The following is an 18,244-nucleotide window of genomic DNA, read 5'->3' as shown; positions in this document are numbered from 1 at the left end:
TTTGTTGGTTAACCAATTTATCAGGATAACTACTTACTCAGAGTAACGAATATATCCTCCATTAATTGAAGTTGAATTCTTTCGTTGGTCTTTGAAGCAATCCTATAGGTCATCCCTGCTGATTCTGCAGCATTCATTAAAAAAAGTGTATCACCAGAAACATACCATGACTGTGTATGCGAAAGCGTATCAATTGCGAAGATACATCCAGGGTATCCATTTACAGTTTTTGTCAAACTGTCTTCAGTGAATTGAAATATACCAGTCATATAGAATTCCATATCCTGAACTTCAGGATAGGATTCAGGAGGTGTTTCCCATTCAGCCTTCCAGCTGCCATGCCACTCGGCGGGTCGATTAGTAGTTCTCTCATCAGCAGGTGAACTACAAGCAATGAATCCTAAAAAGGAGATGAATAATATTTTTTTCACGTGTCAAAAGTACTTAACCATGAAATCAATCATAAATTTTTTAAAGCCGGAGTAGGGAGGATAGACCGTTTTTGCCATGGTCAGCCCACGACGCTGCTTGACAACCGCTTTTTCATTAGAAAATGCAATAAAACCTGCATGGCCATGAGCTTTCCCTATACCACTGTTATTGACTCCTCCTATCGGCAAGTTTGGATGCGCAAATTGCAATACCACATCATTGATTGTCATCATACCAGCGCTAGTCTCTTTTGTAATCCGATCAATGGTAGATTTTTTTCTTGAAAAAACATACAAGGCCAATGGCTTGGGTTTTTGGTTGATGAACTCAATAACCTCTTTAAGGTCGTGATAAACAACTAGTGGAAGGATGGGGCCAAAAATTTCTTCTTCCAAGACACGGCTGTTTTTAGATACATTTGAAAGGAGTGTTGGAGAAAATCGGAGATTGTCTCTATCGGACTTTCCACCAAATTCTATGTTTGCGCCCTTATCAATGGCATCTGCCATCAGGTCATTTATTCTATTGTGATGATGCCTGCTTATTATGCCGCCATAGGTTTCTTTCGAACCATAGATCTTCTCCGTTTGCACGATCAACTCTTCTATGAGTTTGTCTTTTACATTCTCATGCACATATAGATAATCCGGAGCTATGCAAACTTGTCCCGCGTTTAACCATTTTCCCCATGCTATTTTTTGAGCTGCATCTTTAATACTGGCACTTTGGTCCACTATCGTTGGAGATTTACCTCCAAGCTCTAATGTAATGGAACTCAGGTGTTTTGAAGCGGCTTCCATTACTACTTTGCCTACATTTGGGCTACCAGTAAAAAAGATATGATCAAATGGAAGAGCTAGTAATTCCTGAGATTCCTTTACGGCTCCTAAAACAACAGAAACTTCTTTTGGCTTAAAGATTTCCAAACACATTTTCTTAATAAGTTCTGAGGTGTTTTCCGAAAATTCGGATGGTTTAATTATGGCCGTATTCCCTGCTGCGATAGCAGATACTAGTGGTCCTACGGCCAACTGAAAAGGATAATTCCATGGAGCGATAATAAGACAAGCTCCTTTTGGCTCATAAATGGTTTCGGCTTTTGTTCCCAGATAAGTGATGCTCGACGCGGCAGGTTTCGGCATCATCCAGCTTCTTAAATTTTTACGGGCTTTTCTTATTTCAGAAAGTACTACAAACACCTCAGTTAAGTCAGTCTCTTGATTTGGTTTTTGAAGGTCTTTATAAACAGCCTCATGAATTTCACTTCGATGATTCATGATCCAGTCTTCAAGCTTTTTGAGCTGGTGCTTCCGCTCTTTTAATGTTGAGACACGAAGTTCAAAAGCATGTTCTTTTACCTGCTCGAAAAGGTCTCTGATGTTTGATTTTGTGGCTGTATCCATTGTATAAAAATAAAAAAGTCAGCTCGAAAGCTGACTTCTTTTCTGTTTTCCTTTTAGGATTGAATCATTCAATGACAAATTCAACTCTTCTATTTTTCTGTCTATTTTCTGGTGTGTCATTCGCAACTTTTGGTTGGCTTTCGCCATACGCTTTATAAGAAAGCCGATCTCTGCTAATTCCATTTTTGATAAAGTAATCCATCACAGCCTTGGCTCGTCTGCCGGAAAGTGCCTTATTGTAATTAGGATCACCCACACTATCCGTATGACCAGCAATAGAGATTTTATCTATGGTCTTGTCTTTCAGATAATCCAATACCCGATTCAACTCTGGATAAGATGCTGTTTTGATGTTGGATTTATTGAAGTCGAAAAAGATATTTTTCAACTCAATAGTTTCGCCTTTTTGAATAGGAAAAATTCGAATGAATTTTTCGAGTGTATCAGATTTTTTTAAGTCAACAAAGTCAAGGCGCTCAGTTTCTGAAATGTATCCTTCAGCCTCACCAACGAGTCCGTATTGCCACCCTCCCTGCACGGTAAAGTTGAAAGTTCCAGTTTCGTCTGTAGCTGCATGGCCGATATCTAGCCCGTCAGGCAAACGCTCGATCAGCACTGTGGCACCATTTACTGGTTCCTCTGTCTTGGCATCTAAAACCGTTCCTGAAACGGTGGCGATGATGTCTTTAGGGACCAAATGTTCGACTGATGAAACAAGTGGTGATTCTACCTGATCAGAGAATAGGTCTTCTACTTTGAATGTAAAGATGTCTGTGTCCTCTCCTTTTTCACCACGCGTGAAATAAAGGTTTTGTCCAGTGGCGGGAATGCTGAAATATTCATCATTACCTTCTTTGTTGATTCCAGGTCCTAAATTTTCAGGTTCTGACCAGCGTTTCCAAGTATCATCAAGCTTGAAGGATACGTAGATGTCTGATCCACCATAACCTGTGTAACCATCCGATGAGAAATATAGGGTTCTACCATCTTCAGCCATAAAGGGAGACTCATCTTCACCAAGCGTATTTATATCATCGCCCAGATTTATGGGTTCAGACCATGTTCCGTCATTTTTCTTAAACGAAACATAAAGATCACGAGATCCATAGGTATCATCTCTTTCAGCAGACATAATCATGGCCTTTCCGCCAGGGGCAAGAAAGAAATCCGCATTTGGGGAGTAATTGTATTCGTTATCCATCTCAATTGAGGTGGGGTCTGCGAACGTATCGCCTTCTCGAGTAGACATAGAAACTCCGGTATACATTCGTCCTTTCTTTCCATATCTATTTCCTAGAATCAGAACTTCTTTGTCACCGACCATGCTCATGGAGCTAATGAAGTTGGGGCCTTTGGTATTTAGAGGAGGGCCTACATTCTTCGCAGGAAGCCACTCGCCGGTCTCTTCATCCATTTCAGAGACCCAGATGTCTTCTGCATCATTTACTCCGCCTACATTGTCTGGGTGAAATTGACGAGAGAAGTATAATTTTTTTCCATCTGGAGAAATGATCGGGCTGTGCTCAACATAATCACTATTCACATTGGTGCTTAGTTTTTCCGCATCTACCGTGCTATTTACTCCAGTAGCCAGATTTAGCAACACATTGATTGGGATATTGGATGCTGAAACGCCAATGGCATCAATAGCATTGTATCCGTCTGCTACGCTACAGTCTAGGACAACTCTGATGGCTTGTACTGCGTATGGAGTAGTCTCAAAAAAGAGGTTCAAAAGTCTCGATTCAATAGGAAGATCCCTAGGTGTGAGTTCAAAAAGCAAGTATTCGTTGTAGTCTGCATCATATCCATACACCGCTTTTACTGCCCCAGGGTTTTCAGATTCAGCAATGGCTACCTGCTTTGCTTTAATTGGAGTATTGAATGAAACCATAACGAACTCCTCTTTGTCAGTGCTCTTCGGTCTCCAAGCGTTAGGGTTTTCACCTCCATTTGGTAAAACATTTGGTCGGTGCAATGTTTGAATGGCTGAATATTCGTAAGGAGAGTACTCAGATGAAACATCTATTACCTGAGTTCCCCAGGCAACTGTTTCTTGTCCTTTGGCTATAAATGTTGCCAGTAAGCCAATAACTATAAGGTAGATATTTTTCATAGGTGTTTTATTAACGTCGGATAACTCTTACTTCTACTCTTCTATTGAGCGCTTTAGCTTCTTCAGTCGTCTCACGGGTAACTGGCTGAGTTCCTCCAAATGCCTTTGTGAATATCCTACTTTTCTTAACTTTTTGATCAATGAGATATTCCTGTACAGCAAGTACTCTTGCTTCGGATAATCTCATGTTTGCGTCAGGATTCCCAGCAAAATCCGTATGACCCTCCAATTGAATAATGATGGATGGGTTTTCATTTAACCAAATAGCAAGTTCGTTGAGCTCTGCATATGAGCTCGGTGAAATTTTATCGCTACTACGAGCAAATATTAGATTTTCAAGTTTTCGTAATTCAATGATGTCCTCTTCAATGTAGATATTAAATTCTTGAGGTCCATTTACTTCTAATTCTTGAGAATACTTATTGAAACCCTCTTTGGTAACAGAGAAATTATACTTCTCTCCTTTTATAAGTTGAATTTCAAAAGATCCGTCCGTTTTTGTAGAGGCCATGCCCATATCGTCATAATAGGGCAATTTTTCGTACAGGATATTCCCCACAACAGGTGTTGAATCCTGAGCTTTGAACATTTTACCAGAGACTAGCACAAGTTCGTTATTTGAGACCTGAGCATAGATGGCAGTAACAAAGGCGAGCGAAAAAATGGCAACCAAATAAGTTTTTCGCATTTGAGTTTTGGATGATTTAGTCCAAAATAACTCAATTAAATGCAAAAACTAAAGAATACTTTACCGTTTCGGCGGGAGTTGAGGATTTTGTCACCAATTACGGGTTGGGAATATCTTTATTTTCGGATGGAATTTTTGCTAGTAATTGATCTTTTTCGACTACTTCTAATGCATCCAAAAGCTGTGTTACAGAATCGCTAAAGATTTTAAATTCAGCTATTCGGGTAGGGTCTATTCCACTTGATGAAGGTAAATCTACCTTGAGTGCATCTACTTGCCTTCCATTTTTCCAGAACCTAAAGCATAAATGTGGGCCATTGGCGAGTCCGGTACTGCCCACAAAACCGATGGTTTGTCCTTGCTTTACTGTAGTGCCGGGTCTAATGCCTCTAGCAATTTTTGACATGTGAAGGTACTGTGTGGTGTAGTTGCTGTTGTGTTTGATTTTGACATAGTTACCATTTCCACCATGATAGCGTGCCTCTAAAACCACACCGTCTCCAACAGTGCGTATTGGCGTACCTCTGGGTGCAGCATAGTCAGTACCTAAATGCGCCTTGTATCTTTTTTGAACTGGGTGAAAGCGCTTTAATGAAAATCTCGAGCTGATTCTGGAGTAACTCAATGGAGCTCTTAGAAGTGTTTTTCTAAGGCTATTTCCTTCCTCATCAAAGTAATCCACCTTCTCTTCGGTCGGGTAGGCAATAGCGTAGTATGGTTTCCCCCAGTGCTCAAAATATGCACCTTTGATATTTTTAATGCCGACGATTTCTCCATCAACTGTTTCCTCTTCGTATATAAGTTTAAACTTGTCACCTTTTGCGATTCTGAAGAAGTCTACTTGCCAGGCGAATACGTCTACCATTTGCTGCACAAGCATTGGAGAGGCTTCCTGATCCAGGATGGCATTGTACAGAGATGAATTAATTTCTGCAGCTAATTTCCGCTCTGTGACAGTTACCGGTTTTTGTTCAAGTTCTGCATAAATCGTATCCACGAGATTATACACTACAAACTCTCTGGGTGATGGCTCGAATATAAACTGGCGAGCTGTTTTGAGCGAGTCTCTATCATGTATGATGTAATACTGAGAACCTGCTTTCAGCTTTCGAACATCATAAACTTGCTTGGCATTTTGAGCAAGCGTGTGGATATCCTGAAATGAGATGTTGTAGTTGGATAGAATTTCCGAAAGGTTTTGATTCCACCTCACTTTTCCTTCCGCAACATCAAATGAATCGATTGGGTACCCGTAATAAAGGGTAGGAAGATATAAGAGACTTGAATCTATTTCAATCTCCACTACTGTCTCCTCTGGGTCGATGAGAGGTGAGTTAAAGTATAATACAGAAATGAGCGCGATTGCTAGGCCAGTAATTACCAGCCAAAGTCCCGTTTTTCTCATGTAGTTAGCTTGATGACGCTACAAAGCTGCGTTATTTCGATGGTTTTTCAAGGCTTTATCCAGAAAATCAACAAATGCCGAAACATCTAGATCGTAGGCCTTGGGCGCTATGAGAACCTCTTCGTCTTCATTCAAGATGACATAGTAGGGTTGCGCATTATTGTTGAATTGAGTGATTTGAAAATCAGCATTTTGCTGTCCAATGGTTTTTTTTGTCTTACCATCATACGAGGATTGATACCACTCACTTTCTGGTAACTTGGTTCGGTCGTCTACATATAGTGCGACCAACACGAAATCCTGACTAAGTCTTTTCAGTACTTCGGGATCGGACCATACGCGCTGTTCCATCTCCCGACAATTCACACATCCATGCCCTGTGAAATCAATGAAAACCGGCTTGTTTTGTTCTATAGCACAAGCCAAAGCCTGATCATAATCGAAATAGCCACTTAAGCCATGCGGCCACTGAAGAATGTCTGTGTATAGAGGCTCCTCGCAAGTATTTCCTCCTGCTTCTTCCTGCAAAAGGTTGAAATTATGAGTAGACATAGGCGGCAGAAATCCAGAAAGTGACTTTAGTGGCGCTCCCCATAAACCTGGAATTAAAGAGATCACAAATGAAATTGTTGCTATTCCCAGCATTAACCTTGCGACAGATATTTTATTAGAATCTGAGTCGCTGTTGAGTTTCAACTTACCAATAAGATATAATCCAAGCAGACCAAAAATCGCAATCCAGAGAGCTATAAATACTTCTCGATCCAGCAACCCCCAGTGATAGGCCAGATCGGCAACACTTAAAAATTTGAGAGCCAGCGCCAGTTCCAAGAAACCAAGTACCACTTTGACGGAGTTTAGCCATCCACCTGATTCTGGAATGGACTTAAGCCAGGAAGGGAAAATAGCAAAGCCTGTAAATGGAATTGCGAAGGCTAAGGAGAACCCAAACATGGCCATGGTGCCTTCAATAATACTACCACCACTCAAGGTATTGATAAGCGCTGTGCCTACGATGGGAAATGTGCATGAAAAGCTCACCAGTACAAGCGTAATAGCCATGAAGAATATGCCGATAAGGCCGCCTTTGTCTGCCTGCCGATCAATTTTATTTACAAATCCTGATGGGAGTGTGATTTCGAACAGACCAAAAAATGATAGGGCAAATAGGATGAAAACGGAGAAGATAATCAGGTTAAACAGCCAATGAGTACTTAGTTCATTTAAGGCAGTGAAACCCCAGATGAATGAAATAAGAAATCCCAGTAAGCTGAAAAACACAATAATGGAAAGACCATATATGAGTGCCTTGCTTACGCCTTCTCCTTTGCTTTTGCTTTGCTTTAAGAAGATAGAGACCGTAATCGGGATCATTGGATAGACGCATGGAGTCAATAATGCAACTAACCCGGCCAAAAACGCAGTAATCAAAATAGACCAAAGGCTGCTGCTTCCTTCCTGATTTAATTCAGTCTTTTTTTTTAGATCTGCAGTTTCCGATGTTTTGCCTATCGAAAACTCATCGTCAAACGGGATGCATTTTCCGTCAACATCGGAGCAAACCTGATAAAGGTAAGTTCCGGAAATTTCGAAATCCTCCTTCAGGATTTTTACCTTTTGAACAAATAGGCCTTTTTCTTTGAAATACGTGTATTCTCCTTCCCAAAGTGAATCATACTTCTTCTTTGCATTGACGGGTTCAATCCCACCAATAAGTTCAAAAGTCTCATTTGAAGTGAATTCAAATTCAGTGACCATAGGACCTAAATCCGGATCAAAATCTGAAGAATATAAGTACCAATCTTTGTCGATCTTGGCCTTAAACTGTATTTCTATTTCATCACCTGCTTTGGGACTAGGATTTGAAAGTGCTACTTCCCAGCTAATTGGTTTTAGAATCTGAGCAAAAGCCGAAACACTAATCAGAAGGAGGTACGAAAGAAAAAGTGCTTTCTTCATTAATTATGACTTTGACATATCTGTGAAGAACTGATAGAAATGAGAAATCGTTTCAATGCCTCTATAATAATTGAAGAGTCCATAACTTTCGTTTGGCGAGTGAATTGCGTCTTCATTCAACCCAAAACCCATCAAAATTGAATCCAACTCTAAGACATCCTGAAACAATGCAACGATTGGGATACTGCCACCCTCACGAGTAGGAATAGGTTCTTTCCCCCATGTTTTTTCCATTGCTTTGGATGCTGCTTTATATCCAATGGAATCGGTAGGGATAACCGAAGGCTCCCCTCCGTGGTGAGGAGTGACTTTCACCTTTACATGATCAGGAGCTATGCTTTCAAAGTGCTTGGTAAATAGGTCAGTAATCTCCTGGCTAACTTGATTAGGCACCAATCGCATGGAGATTTTTGCATAAGCTTTTGAAGGAAGTACCGTTTTGGCTCCTTCTCCGATATATCCGCCCCAGATTCCGTTGACATCCAATGTTGGTCGAATACCAGTTCTTTCAATGGTGGTGTACCCGTCTTCGCCTTTTACAGCGTCAATGTCCAGATGCTTTTTATAACCATCCAGATCGAAAGGAGCTTGATTCATTTTCTCACGGTATTCATCAGAAAGGGTTTCTACCTTGTCATAAAACCCAGGAATTGTGATTTCTCCTTTTTCATTTTGTAGTGATGCGATCATCTGGCAGAGGGTATTAATTGGGTTACCAATCGCTCCGCCATAGGAGCCTGAGTGAAGATCACGATTTGGTCCTGTCACCTCGATTTCCAGATAGCTAAGCCCTCTCAAACCTACAGTAATAGATGGCGTGTCATTGCTCAGAATTGCTGTGTCTGAGATAAGTATTACATCTGCTGCTAATTTTTCTTTGTTGCCGCGAACAAATATCTCAAGGTTTTCAGAGCCTACTTCCTCTTCCCCTTCTATCATGAACTTTACATTACATGGGAGACTATCCGTTTTGATAAGCGCTTCGTATGCTTTTACATGCATGTATACCTGTCCTTTATCATCGGCAGATCCTCTAGCGTAGATTTTTTCATTCTTAACTACAGGTTCGAAAGGCGGAGAGTCCCACAGCTCATATGGATCAGCAGGTTGTACGTCATAGTGGCCATACACAAGGACTGTGGGCAAGCTGGGATCTTTAATGTGCTCTGCGTAAACGATGGGATACCCAGCAGTTTCACAAATTTCCACATGAGTCCCAAGTTCCGTAAATCGATCTTTTAGAAATTCCGCTGCTTGCCTTACATCTCCTGCAAATTTTGAATCTGCACTGACAGAAGGAATGCGAAGCAGATCTAGTAGTTCATTAAGGAATTGTTCTTTATGTTCTTCGATGTAAGAAATAGCACTCATGAGATTAATTTTTTTGGCAAACTTAACTCAGTAAGAGTTGCTCTGCCACTATTCGAATCCAAATCCGTCATCATCGTCGTCTTCCACCGTGTCAAAATTTTCATCTTCCACGTTTACATCATCGGGGGAAATAAGATTGTAAGGTTCTTTGATGCCGAAATAATTAAGCCTAAAGTCATTGATGAAAGTCAAAGTTTCTGTTTCTGTTCCTACTGCAATGATCATTTCGCCAGGTTTTGAGCTTTCTACATTGGATTTGGATTGGATCAGTTCATTAAACTTAGAATTTGACGAGTACATCACCAGCTGATTAAAGGTATATCCGATGTAGTACCAAATTCCGGGAGCTGCCTGGATGAATAAGTTTACTACTTCTGTTCCAGAATCATCTTTCTTGATTTCCAGAAAGCCATCGAGTTTCGCATTGAGATCATTTTGATAGATGTTAGAGATTCCTAATTTGGTGGTATTGTGCCAAGCTTTTTGATCTTTGTTCCATTTCATTTTTACTCTGGAGATTAGTAGCTGTCTTTCTAGCTCTCTTGTTATGGAAACAAGCGGCGTATAATCCTTGAGACTTGATTGTTCATATTCTTTGGTAATCCCATCGTTGGTAAGGTTAGCAAGCTTATAGAGCATTTCAAGAGAAATATCGTTTGCTAGAGGAGGTCCTATTCGCTCTATTATTCCTATTAGATCTTCTGCCATAATTTCAAATGATCCGGCAGGTGCATCCGGAAAGTCAATCGCGATCATAGCATCCACATCGTATTCGTTTGACTCCTTATTCCCAACTCCAAGTATGGAAGCGTCCAAATCTATTTGGGTATTCAGAGGGCTCAGAAATTGCGCCTGACCTTCAAATACAATGGATTTTGTGCTATCCATGTACATCATGGTGTGACCTTGATACGAACTACCATCTGTTTTGGCAGGATTTTCGATCCGATAAGTTTGAGTAGAATCTGTAAAAGTCAAGGTTCCACTTGCACTAAAGAAGTCAAGGTCTGATCCATTGGTTTTGGACTCCACGAATGTGGTGTAGAGTTCATCCCTAACATTCAGGTGTATTCCAGCTTTGACGACTTCTCCACTTTCTAAGACTGCCCCGTCAAATGGCAGTTCTACATCTCTCTCTCCTTCTTTTCTATTGAACTGTACCCAATAATCATATGCAGGGTCTGCTAAATCTAGTTTGACATAACCGCCCAGCTCAAGTGCAGGTTTTGAGGCATACATTGTAACAGAACCTTTGTAGAAGAACCCTGGTGAAATGACGACATTTTGACTCTCCATAACTTCTCCACCTGAAACTGTCATGAGTCTTGTTTCATAGTTGCCTCTGCGATCGGGTTCTCCAACAGGCACTTCTTGTAGCTCGAAGCTGTCGAAGCGTATATCAAACGTGTCGATACCAACGATCTGTTGGTAAAATGCATTTCCTTCGAATTTATTTCTTGAAATGATCCTAATGGACGCCCTATCCAAGTAGTGATAGCCATTTAATGTATCGATAATGATCTCGGCATTGTCAAACTTTTGAAGAACTGCGTTGGCAAGAATTGTGGTTTCGTTGCCCTCAGGAATTATTTTGGAGTCAGCCACCGTAATGAATGGAATACCCTGCACATTGAGTTCCTGACTATTGATGTCATAGATGGCTTTTTCTGCATTGAATGCCAGCGAGTCCAAGTCATCCCGGGTTGTGAAAAAGTAGGAATCTTCAATAGGAATGTTGTCAGGTTTGGTCATTGTCACAACCGAGTCTTCCAAATCCCAAACGGCCTCTGTAATAGAGGTTTTCATTTGAGCATATGGAAATGAGATGGCGGCAACACCAATTCGTTCAGGCCGAATGGTTGCGGTATTATTTGTCAGGTCAAAATCTAGCCTTATATCATCTCCTGCCATTGCAGGTTTTTCTGGATTATCAGTTAAAACTTCAAATTGAGCATGCCGTGCGCCATATTCCAATTCTTTAAAGCTAAGCTCCGAAGAGACAGATTTAGATCCTCTGGTAAGCATAGTTCCTGCACCATAAACCCCTTTGGTTGTAATGTTTGCTTCACCTGTAAGTTCCGCTGTAGCATTATAAAATCTGAAAGGCTCTCCAACTGTTCTTAGATACATGCTATCCTTTCTAGGGAGCCAATACATATCATAGGTGCCTATAACCGCTTCAGGATAGCTGGCTCCTTTATATGTTCCCGGTGAGATCACCCCACCTGTGCCATCGGTTGTCACTGAATCGGGATAGTAGATAAAGTCATCGGAGTAAATAGTAGTAGTGAGGAAATCGATTTGTCCGTAGCCTCGCATTCCTTTACTACTCAGCCTTATTTCTTCATAGGTTTTAGCCTCAGTTCCATATAGGTTGTAGCCTTCTGCAGGAATTTGGTGTTTAAAACCAAGCGAGCGATCTTCTTGAATGTGGAGGGTTTCGGGGAATGTGGGGAAAATTCCTCCGGAATTGAATGTACCTTCAAAACTGATGCTTTCTCCATCTTCTCTTTCGAGGCTGTCAACCTCAAAAGGGGGAATTATGAATTTTACAGATTTATCGTATGCTCCATTTAAAATTTCTTTTCCATCAAAATACACGATAGCCTCACTATCTGAATTGAAGTAGGGGTACCTTCTATTTTCCACGATCCCAGCCTTATTATCACTGCTATTTATATGCAGGGTGCCGGAAGTTTCTGTTAGCTCGTTTTGAAGCGTCGTTGTTTGTAGGCCTGCCTCCGCATTTGTAGAATCTCTTAATGGCACGGTCAGGCGCATGGAATCAATTTGAGGCATGTTAACAATGAACTCTTCATAATCGAACTGATGACCTACACCCTTATATTGAAAATCACCAGCATGAATCATTCCATCAAACTCCAGATTTCTTCCTTTGAGTAGTGTCAAAGTACTGTCTTGAGGTTCTCCATAAATCTTAAAGTCAGTCGTGACATAAAATCTTGAGACACCTCTGATATTTAATTTTCCACTATCGAGTTGTATATAGGCATTGGCTCCATTCTGGATTTTTGATGGGACCATTAGGTTGTCAAAATCCACGGCTTCTGCCGAGGCGTCATAATAGAGAAATGCTTTCGGGTGTAACCTGAGAAGACCTGTGGATGTGTTAAAGTCTGCAAACCCATATTGCGAGAGAAGTTTGGCGGCACCTTGGGCAAATTTTTCATTGATTTCATATTCTACTGCCAGTTCGCCTATATAGAATTCTGTTAAATCGTACTTTCTCGCATAATATACCGCGGCGTTGATCGGATGAAAATCGAGGAAGCGACCCATCTTTTTGTATCGTATCAAATCAAAGAAGTCCGCGGATTCAAATGTGGCGGGGAGCAAGTCTTTACCGTTCATTATCTCCATAGAAATGGAGTCAATTTCCATATTCCAGGTCACAAGATCGACGTTCATGCTAACATCGAAGTAGGAGGATTTATAAGGAGTGAGCGTACTATTTCGTAGTACTTTCAACTCTCGAGTTGTAATATCGAATTTGGCTCTTACCGATTTATGAATAATGGAGTCACTCCCGTGGAGGATTGAAATGGTTCCTCTGTTCATTGAAACAAGAGAATCTCCAAGTTCAAACTCATTGGATTTTAGAATGACGGTATTTCCTCTACCATCTAATATTTTCAATGTGCCTGGTTCGCGAGAAACCGACTTTCCGAATAGTTTATTACCTCTGAGCTGTATACCGCCGGTATAGCTTAGTTTGTCGTCATTTAGTTTGACTGATACATCCGCTTTGTTGGAGGTGAATACAGGATAATTATTGCGTGTTCGTGGGCGCCTTGGGGTGCTTTTAAACTCAAACACACCATCAACCTTGCCGGCACCTGTTAGTTGATCAAACTGTAGAGAAGCATTGGGTGTCCAAAAGTCGGAGCGATCTTTTTTCAAGTGAAAATCTTTGAGCTGGACTACTGCACCTCTGAATTTCACATTTTGGCCGGGCCATTCAAGCGAGCCTTGAGAACCTACGAGCGTACGGTTTTGCAGAAGGAACGTACCATTTACACTTTTAATTTTCAGGGAATCATATGGTGTGGCAAGTATAGTTCGTGCATTCAGAATTTCAATTACAGGTCCTTCCAGTTCAGGATGCACATATTGGTATTTCTTAAGTGTGAGATAATCTGCTACCGTAGGAGTGTAGCTTGGACGGACTGCTTTCGGTTTTTCTACTACGGGTTGTGATTCATTCCCCCAGCTATCGTTGCTGCCTCCCCAGCTGTCATTTGAATCTCCCCATGAATCGTTGGTGTCTCCCCATGAATCATCTGAGGAATTGTCAGCCCATGGATCGTCACTTGTGTCCCATGGATCATTTGAATCTCCCCAGCTGTCATTTGAATCTCCCCATGAATCATCTGCCGGCGCATCAATAATTTCAGGCATTTCATCTTCAGAAATGAGCACGATAGAGTCTTCATCAATTGGCGCCTCTTCGGCAATGGCTTCCTCGGGCTCCAGATCGATGTATTCGTCAAGAAGTTTAAACTCATACGAACCTTCAGCTGCTTGAACTGCTAAATTTTTGTCCAGGCTCAAATAACGCCTGGCAAAGTAGATGTTTAAACCGAAGAGAAATTCTTTGTATTCCGATTTGCTAAGTGTTTGAACTACTTGTTCATTGATCTCCAAAACTTTATCCAGCTGATCTCTTTGAAGGTTTTCCTGAGCAACTGAGTAGGCGAGGTAGGTGAAAAAGTGATAGTAGTAAGGATAAAATTTGTATCCTTTCTTTTGCATGGTTAGTGCAATCTGATGTGCTTTGTCTTGTTGGCCGGTGGTAAATTTCCCATCCCAGGCATTCTGAAAATCGAACGCGATTTTGTTTGCTGATTCGGTACCTATTGATTTCAGTTTGGCAATAGCTTCCTTCCGAAATTCTGTTTTATCCTCAGAAAATCGCTGTGCATGTGCGGATGTTGAGATCAGCACAAAAGTTAAAACTGAAACTAAAAGCGAGCGCATAGTGCGTTAAAGATATTTATAAGTCCTCACTGTAAGGTAAATAAGACGTTTGTTTTAGACGGAGAGTTTATTCAGCACGAGCATTGCCCATTTATCTCGGGTGGTGGTCTTTAGCGTTTTCAACTCATGCTTTGCTGATTCTTCCTCCAAATCTTTGATGTCACCTTCGTAAAATCCACTAAGAATAAGCGTCCCAGCCTTTACCAGCCGCTTTGCATACTCTTGAATTTGATCCATGAGTACATTTTTGTTGATGTTGGCAATAATGATATCAAAATTCGCTTCAGTAACTTCTGAAATCTGTTCTTGCACTAAACTCACGTCTTTCACATCATTCAACGCAAAATTCTCCTCACTATTTTCTATACACCACTCATCGATATCTGTGGCTGAAATCATGGAGGCTCCTCTTTTATGAGCCATGATAGCCAGAATACCTGTGCCTGTTCCTACATCCAACACTTTTTTCCCTGCATGATCAAGCATCATCTGGTAGTCCAGTATTTGATACGTGGTGGCGTGATGACCTGTGCCAAATGACATTTTAGGTGTGACAATTATTTCATACTCAAACTGGGGTTGTGGAGTATGGAAAGATGCACGCACAATACACTTGTTGCCTACAATGATTGGGTCATAATTTTTTTCCCACTCTTCGTTCCAGTTGATTTTTTCTTGTTCCTTTATCACGAAAGAAACGTTTTGATGGGATTCAAAAACAGTTTTAACCTTCTCCTTGTCAAATTGGGATTGGTCACAGCTTCCTTCAAAGCCATCATCAAATTCTTGAAAAGAATCAAAGCCGAGTTCGAAAAGCTCTGCTATCAAAACATCGGTAAGCTCAGGAGAGCAATCGACTCTAATCGTGATGAATTCCATCAGTCAAATGCTTTTATAATATTGGTAAAGTCTCTGGACTTAAGGCTTGCTCCGCCAATTAAACCACCATCAACATCGGGTTGAGAGAAAATCTCTTTGGCATTTTCCGGCTTAACACTTCCACCGTAAAGAATAGAAATTTCGTCAGCCTCTTCTTGATTGTATTTGTCAGCTATTAGCTTCCTTATGAATGCGTGCATCTCTTGAGCTTGCTCGGCAGAAGCGGTAACGCCGGTTCCAATCGCCCAAACGGGCTCATAGGCAATGACTACTTTTTTGATTTGCTCAGCCGATAGATTAAACAATGCTTTTTCTACTTGTTCTCGGACGAGTTTTTCATGATTATTAGCTTCCCGAACTTCCAACTTTTCTCCGCAACAAAATATGGGGGTAAGGTTATTTTTAAGTACGAACTCAACTTTTTCTGCCAGAAGCTGATCTGTTTCTCCGAAGTACTCGCGTCTTTCACTGTGGCCCAAAATGACATGAGTAGCACCGGTGGAGACCAACATAGCAGCCGACACTTCTCCGGTGAAAGCTCCACTTTGGTTTTGATGACAATTTTGAGCGCCGAGCAAAACCTTGGACGAACCTATCAAGCTATGAATGCTGGTGAGTTGTATAAATGGAGGAATCAGGATTACCTCTGCATCGTTGTTTACTTCGTCTTCTACCATATGAATCACTTCGGAGGCAAGTTTTTTGCCTTCCGGAAGGGTGCAATTCATCTTCCAGTTTCCAGCTACAATATTTTTTCTCATGTACTTTGTAAGTTTTAAGAATGCAATGATACTAACCGTCAGGCATTATCGCTCTAAAACCTATTCTGAATGAATTTTTTCTACTTAAGGCATCATTACCAATCAATTATCAGGAGCACTTCTTTTGATGGTGAGGTGTTTGCTTTTTTTATTTTGGCCATATTATTCGGAAGCTCAATTTCTTTGACTTATGATCAGCTTGATCTGTATGCAGAAACCATCAGCAGCTTCTTTTCACAAAATGGAACAAACTACTTTCTGTTCCTTCTGGTCTATCTTTTTCTGGATTTAGTTATTCGGTTGGTTTTTCGGAGACCACTACCAAAGCTGAAATACTATGTGTTGTGGAGCAATGCATCCAAGGAAATTGCCAGCCAGTATTTAGTTACTTCTTTATTTGGTATTGTACCGTTCATACTGCTGATTTCAGCTCTTACTATAGCCTTCAAAGCAAATGAATGGCTTGGGACGTCTGCAATGCTATCAGTCATATTATGGTGGCTTGCCAATCACTTCGTTGGACTGATCTCCCAGTTTGCTAATAAAAGAGTAAAACCCATTATTGCCCTGGTAATGATGCTTGTTTTGCTTGCCAAATGGCTACTTCCATCGCTAGGCATTGAAGAACAATTGATGAATCTCGTTGTATCTGTAGGTCTGCTATTGGTAAGCGTTATCATCGCATTTCTTATGGTGAGACGTGCTATTGAGGCGAGAGAAGTTTCAGAAGAAAATGGAAAGTCAGGTCTCTTAGAATCGCTACCAGTTTTGAGTTTTAAGAATCCTGTATTTCAGTTGGAATGGGCGTTATTGGTTCGAAACAAACGGACAAGGAGCAATTTGCTGTTGGGTTTGCTCAGTGTATTGATACTTCCTTTCTTGCTGGATGGAGAGACAGAGTGGATGATAGGAACACTTATATTTTTCATCACTACCGGCTTCTTCATCATTCAGCATGGAGTCTATTCATTGGGTTGGGAAGGCAGTTATTTCGACTTTTTGATCACCAACATTTCACCGAAGGCTTTTATTAAAACCCGATATATTTTTTATGTTGGGACTTGCATCATTGGGCTGCTGTTGGCATCTATCTCGACTGTGATTAATGGGTTGAGTTGGGCAAGTCTGTTTATGCTTTTTCTATACAATGTTGGAGTTACCATACCACTCGTCCTCTATCGCTCCACACTGAATAGCACCAAAATTATATTAACTGAAAATTCATTTATGAATTATAACGGAATGATGACAGGCCCCATTTTCGTGAGCAGTTTTCTGGTAACATTATTACCTCTCTTTATATATGGACTGGGGCAGGCGATCATGGGACAAAATGCAATCTATTTGCTTGGACTAATGGGAGTTGTGGGTTTATTGGCATTTAAGCCACTGACTGACCTAATCGCTAAAAAATATCATTCCAGAAAATATCATTTATCTCAAAGTTTTAAAGCATGATTAAGATTCAAAACCTTAGAAAATCGTTTGGAGGAGTACCGGCACTCAACATTGAAAACCTGGAAATACACCCGGGTGAGTGCATCGGTATTGTGGGTAATAATGGCGCAGGGAAGACTACTTTTTTTAAGTCAGTTCTTGATCTTCTAAAGCCAGATACAGGGTTTGTTTCGGTGGAGGATGTTCATGTAAATATTTCTGCCGATTGGCAGAATCACCTAAATGCTTTTATCGATGAGTCTTTCTTAATTGAATTTTTGAAACCCAAAGAGTATTTGACATTTATTCTAAAAATGAAGAATTCTCAATTTGGTGTAGAAGAGTTACTAGCGGAGTACTCGGATTTTTCGAACAAAGACATTGATGAAAACAAAAAATATATTCGTGACCTCTCTACAGGGACAAAGGTAAGAATAGGAGTGCTCTCACTATTGGCAGGAGATCCGAAATATATGATCATGGATGAACCCTTTGCTCATTTGGATCCAACCTCACAAGCCAAGTTGAGGAAGCTGATTCGAGCTCAAAAAGAGATTGGAAGGAGCGTCATTGTCTCAAGCCACAATTTGCAAAACATAGCCGAGTCTTGTGACCGAGTGATACTAATTGAAGCGGGTCAGGTGAAATATGATGTGGAGGTGAATGAGGAGAATATGAGGAAGCTTGGCGAATATTTTGACAATTAGCGCTAGATAAAACTGGATTAATCGAAAAAGCCTGAGGCCTCATCCATTAGTAGTTACAATATTGATGATTCTAAATAGTTTCTAAACA

Annotated in this window: 12 protein-coding genes; 2 read left to right on the top strand and 10 right to left on the bottom strand. The window is 40.8% G+C overall.

Features of this window, described 5'->3' with window-relative positions; genetic code table 11:
• Positions 1 to 29: 29 nt before the first annotated feature.
• The 10 genes from ACL8WY_RS08990 to tpiA form a co-directional block, all read right to left on the bottom strand.
• A complete protein-coding gene (locus ACL8WY_RS08990) occupies positions 30 to 431 on the bottom strand; it encodes a hypothetical protein (protein WP_436514370.1) in 402 nt (133 codons plus the stop codon).
• 3 nt (positions 432 to 434) lie between these two features.
• The gene (locus tag ACL8WY_RS08985; protein ID WP_436514369.1) at positions 435 to 1,835 is read right to left on the bottom strand and encodes an aldehyde dehydrogenase family protein; all 1,401 of its coding nucleotides are present in this window, start codon (positions 1,833 to 1,835) and stop codon (positions 435 to 437) included.
• Positions 1,836 to 1,899: 64 nt separating this feature from the next.
• Complete coding sequence (locus ACL8WY_RS08980) at positions 1,900 to 3,951, bottom strand: OmpA family protein (protein WP_436514368.1); 2,052 nt, start codon at positions 3,949 to 3,951, stop codon at positions 1,900 to 1,902.
• Between the two features lie 10 nt (positions 3,952 to 3,961).
• Positions 3,962 to 4,639: an OmpA family protein gene (locus tag ACL8WY_RS08975; protein ID WP_436514367.1), complete on the bottom strand. Its 678-nt coding sequence runs from the start codon at positions 4,637 to 4,639 to the stop codon at positions 3,962 to 3,964.
• Between the two features lie 97 nt (positions 4,640 to 4,736).
• Positions 4,737 to 6,044, bottom strand: coding sequence for a peptidoglycan DD-metalloendopeptidase family protein (locus ACL8WY_RS08970; protein WP_436514366.1), 1,308 nt, complete (start codon positions 6,042 to 6,044; stop codon positions 4,737 to 4,739).
• Positions 6,045 to 6,062: 18 nt separating this feature from the next.
• Positions 6,063 to 8,003 (bottom strand): cytochrome c biogenesis protein CcdA, encoded by a 1,941-nt coding sequence (locus ACL8WY_RS08965; protein ID WP_436514365.1) that lies wholly within the window; start codon positions 8,001 to 8,003, stop codon positions 6,063 to 6,065.
• Positions 8,004 to 8,006: 3 nt separating this feature from the next.
• Positions 8,007 to 9,374: a dipeptidase gene (locus tag ACL8WY_RS08960; protein WP_436514364.1), complete on the bottom strand. Its 1,368-nt coding sequence runs from the start codon at positions 9,372 to 9,374 to the stop codon at positions 8,007 to 8,009.
• Positions 9,375 to 9,422: 48 nt separating this feature from the next.
• Entirely contained in the window at positions 9,423 to 14,372 is a 4,950-nt protein-coding gene (locus ACL8WY_RS08955; RefSeq protein WP_436514363.1) for a hypothetical protein, read from the bottom strand.
• Between the two features lie 54 nt (positions 14,373 to 14,426).
• On the bottom strand, positions 14,427 to 15,251 hold the full coding sequence (gene prmA, locus ACL8WY_RS08950; protein WP_436514362.1) for a 50S ribosomal protein L11 methyltransferase: 825 nt from the start codon (positions 15,249 to 15,251) through the stop codon (positions 14,427 to 14,429).
• Positions 15,251 to 16,012 carry a triose-phosphate isomerase gene (gene tpiA / locus ACL8WY_RS08945; RefSeq protein ID WP_436514361.1) on the bottom strand — a complete coding sequence of 254 codons (762 nt, stop codon included), beginning with the start codon at positions 16,010 to 16,012 and terminating at the stop codon, positions 15,251 to 15,253. Before tpiA ends, prmA begins: the two co-directional genes overlap by 1 nt.
• A 69-nt stretch (positions 16,013 to 16,081) precedes the next feature.
• Here tpiA and ACL8WY_RS08940 point away from each other — a divergent pair, with 69 nt between their 5' ends.
• Positions 16,082 to 17,470 carry a DUF5687 family protein gene (locus tag ACL8WY_RS08940; RefSeq protein ID WP_436514360.1) on the top strand — a complete coding sequence of 463 codons (1,389 nt, stop codon included), beginning with the start codon at positions 16,082 to 16,084 and terminating at the stop codon, positions 17,468 to 17,470.
• Positions 17,467 to 18,156: an ATP-binding cassette domain-containing protein gene (locus ACL8WY_RS08935; RefSeq protein ID WP_436514359.1), complete on the top strand. Its 690-nt coding sequence runs from the start codon at positions 17,467 to 17,469 to the stop codon at positions 18,154 to 18,156. The genes ACL8WY_RS08940 and ACL8WY_RS08935 overlap by 4 nt, the downstream gene beginning before the upstream one ends.
• Positions 18,157 to 18,244 lie beyond the last annotated feature (88 nt).

The sequence above is a fragment of the Ekhidna algicida genome, from assembly GCF_051379705.1.
Classification (GTDB): Bacteria; Bacteroidota; Bacteroidia; order Cytophagales; family Cyclobacteriaceae; genus Ekhidna.
The sequence above is the reverse complement of the archived record's forward strand: the minus strand, read 5'-3'. Positions and strand labels throughout refer to the sequence as shown.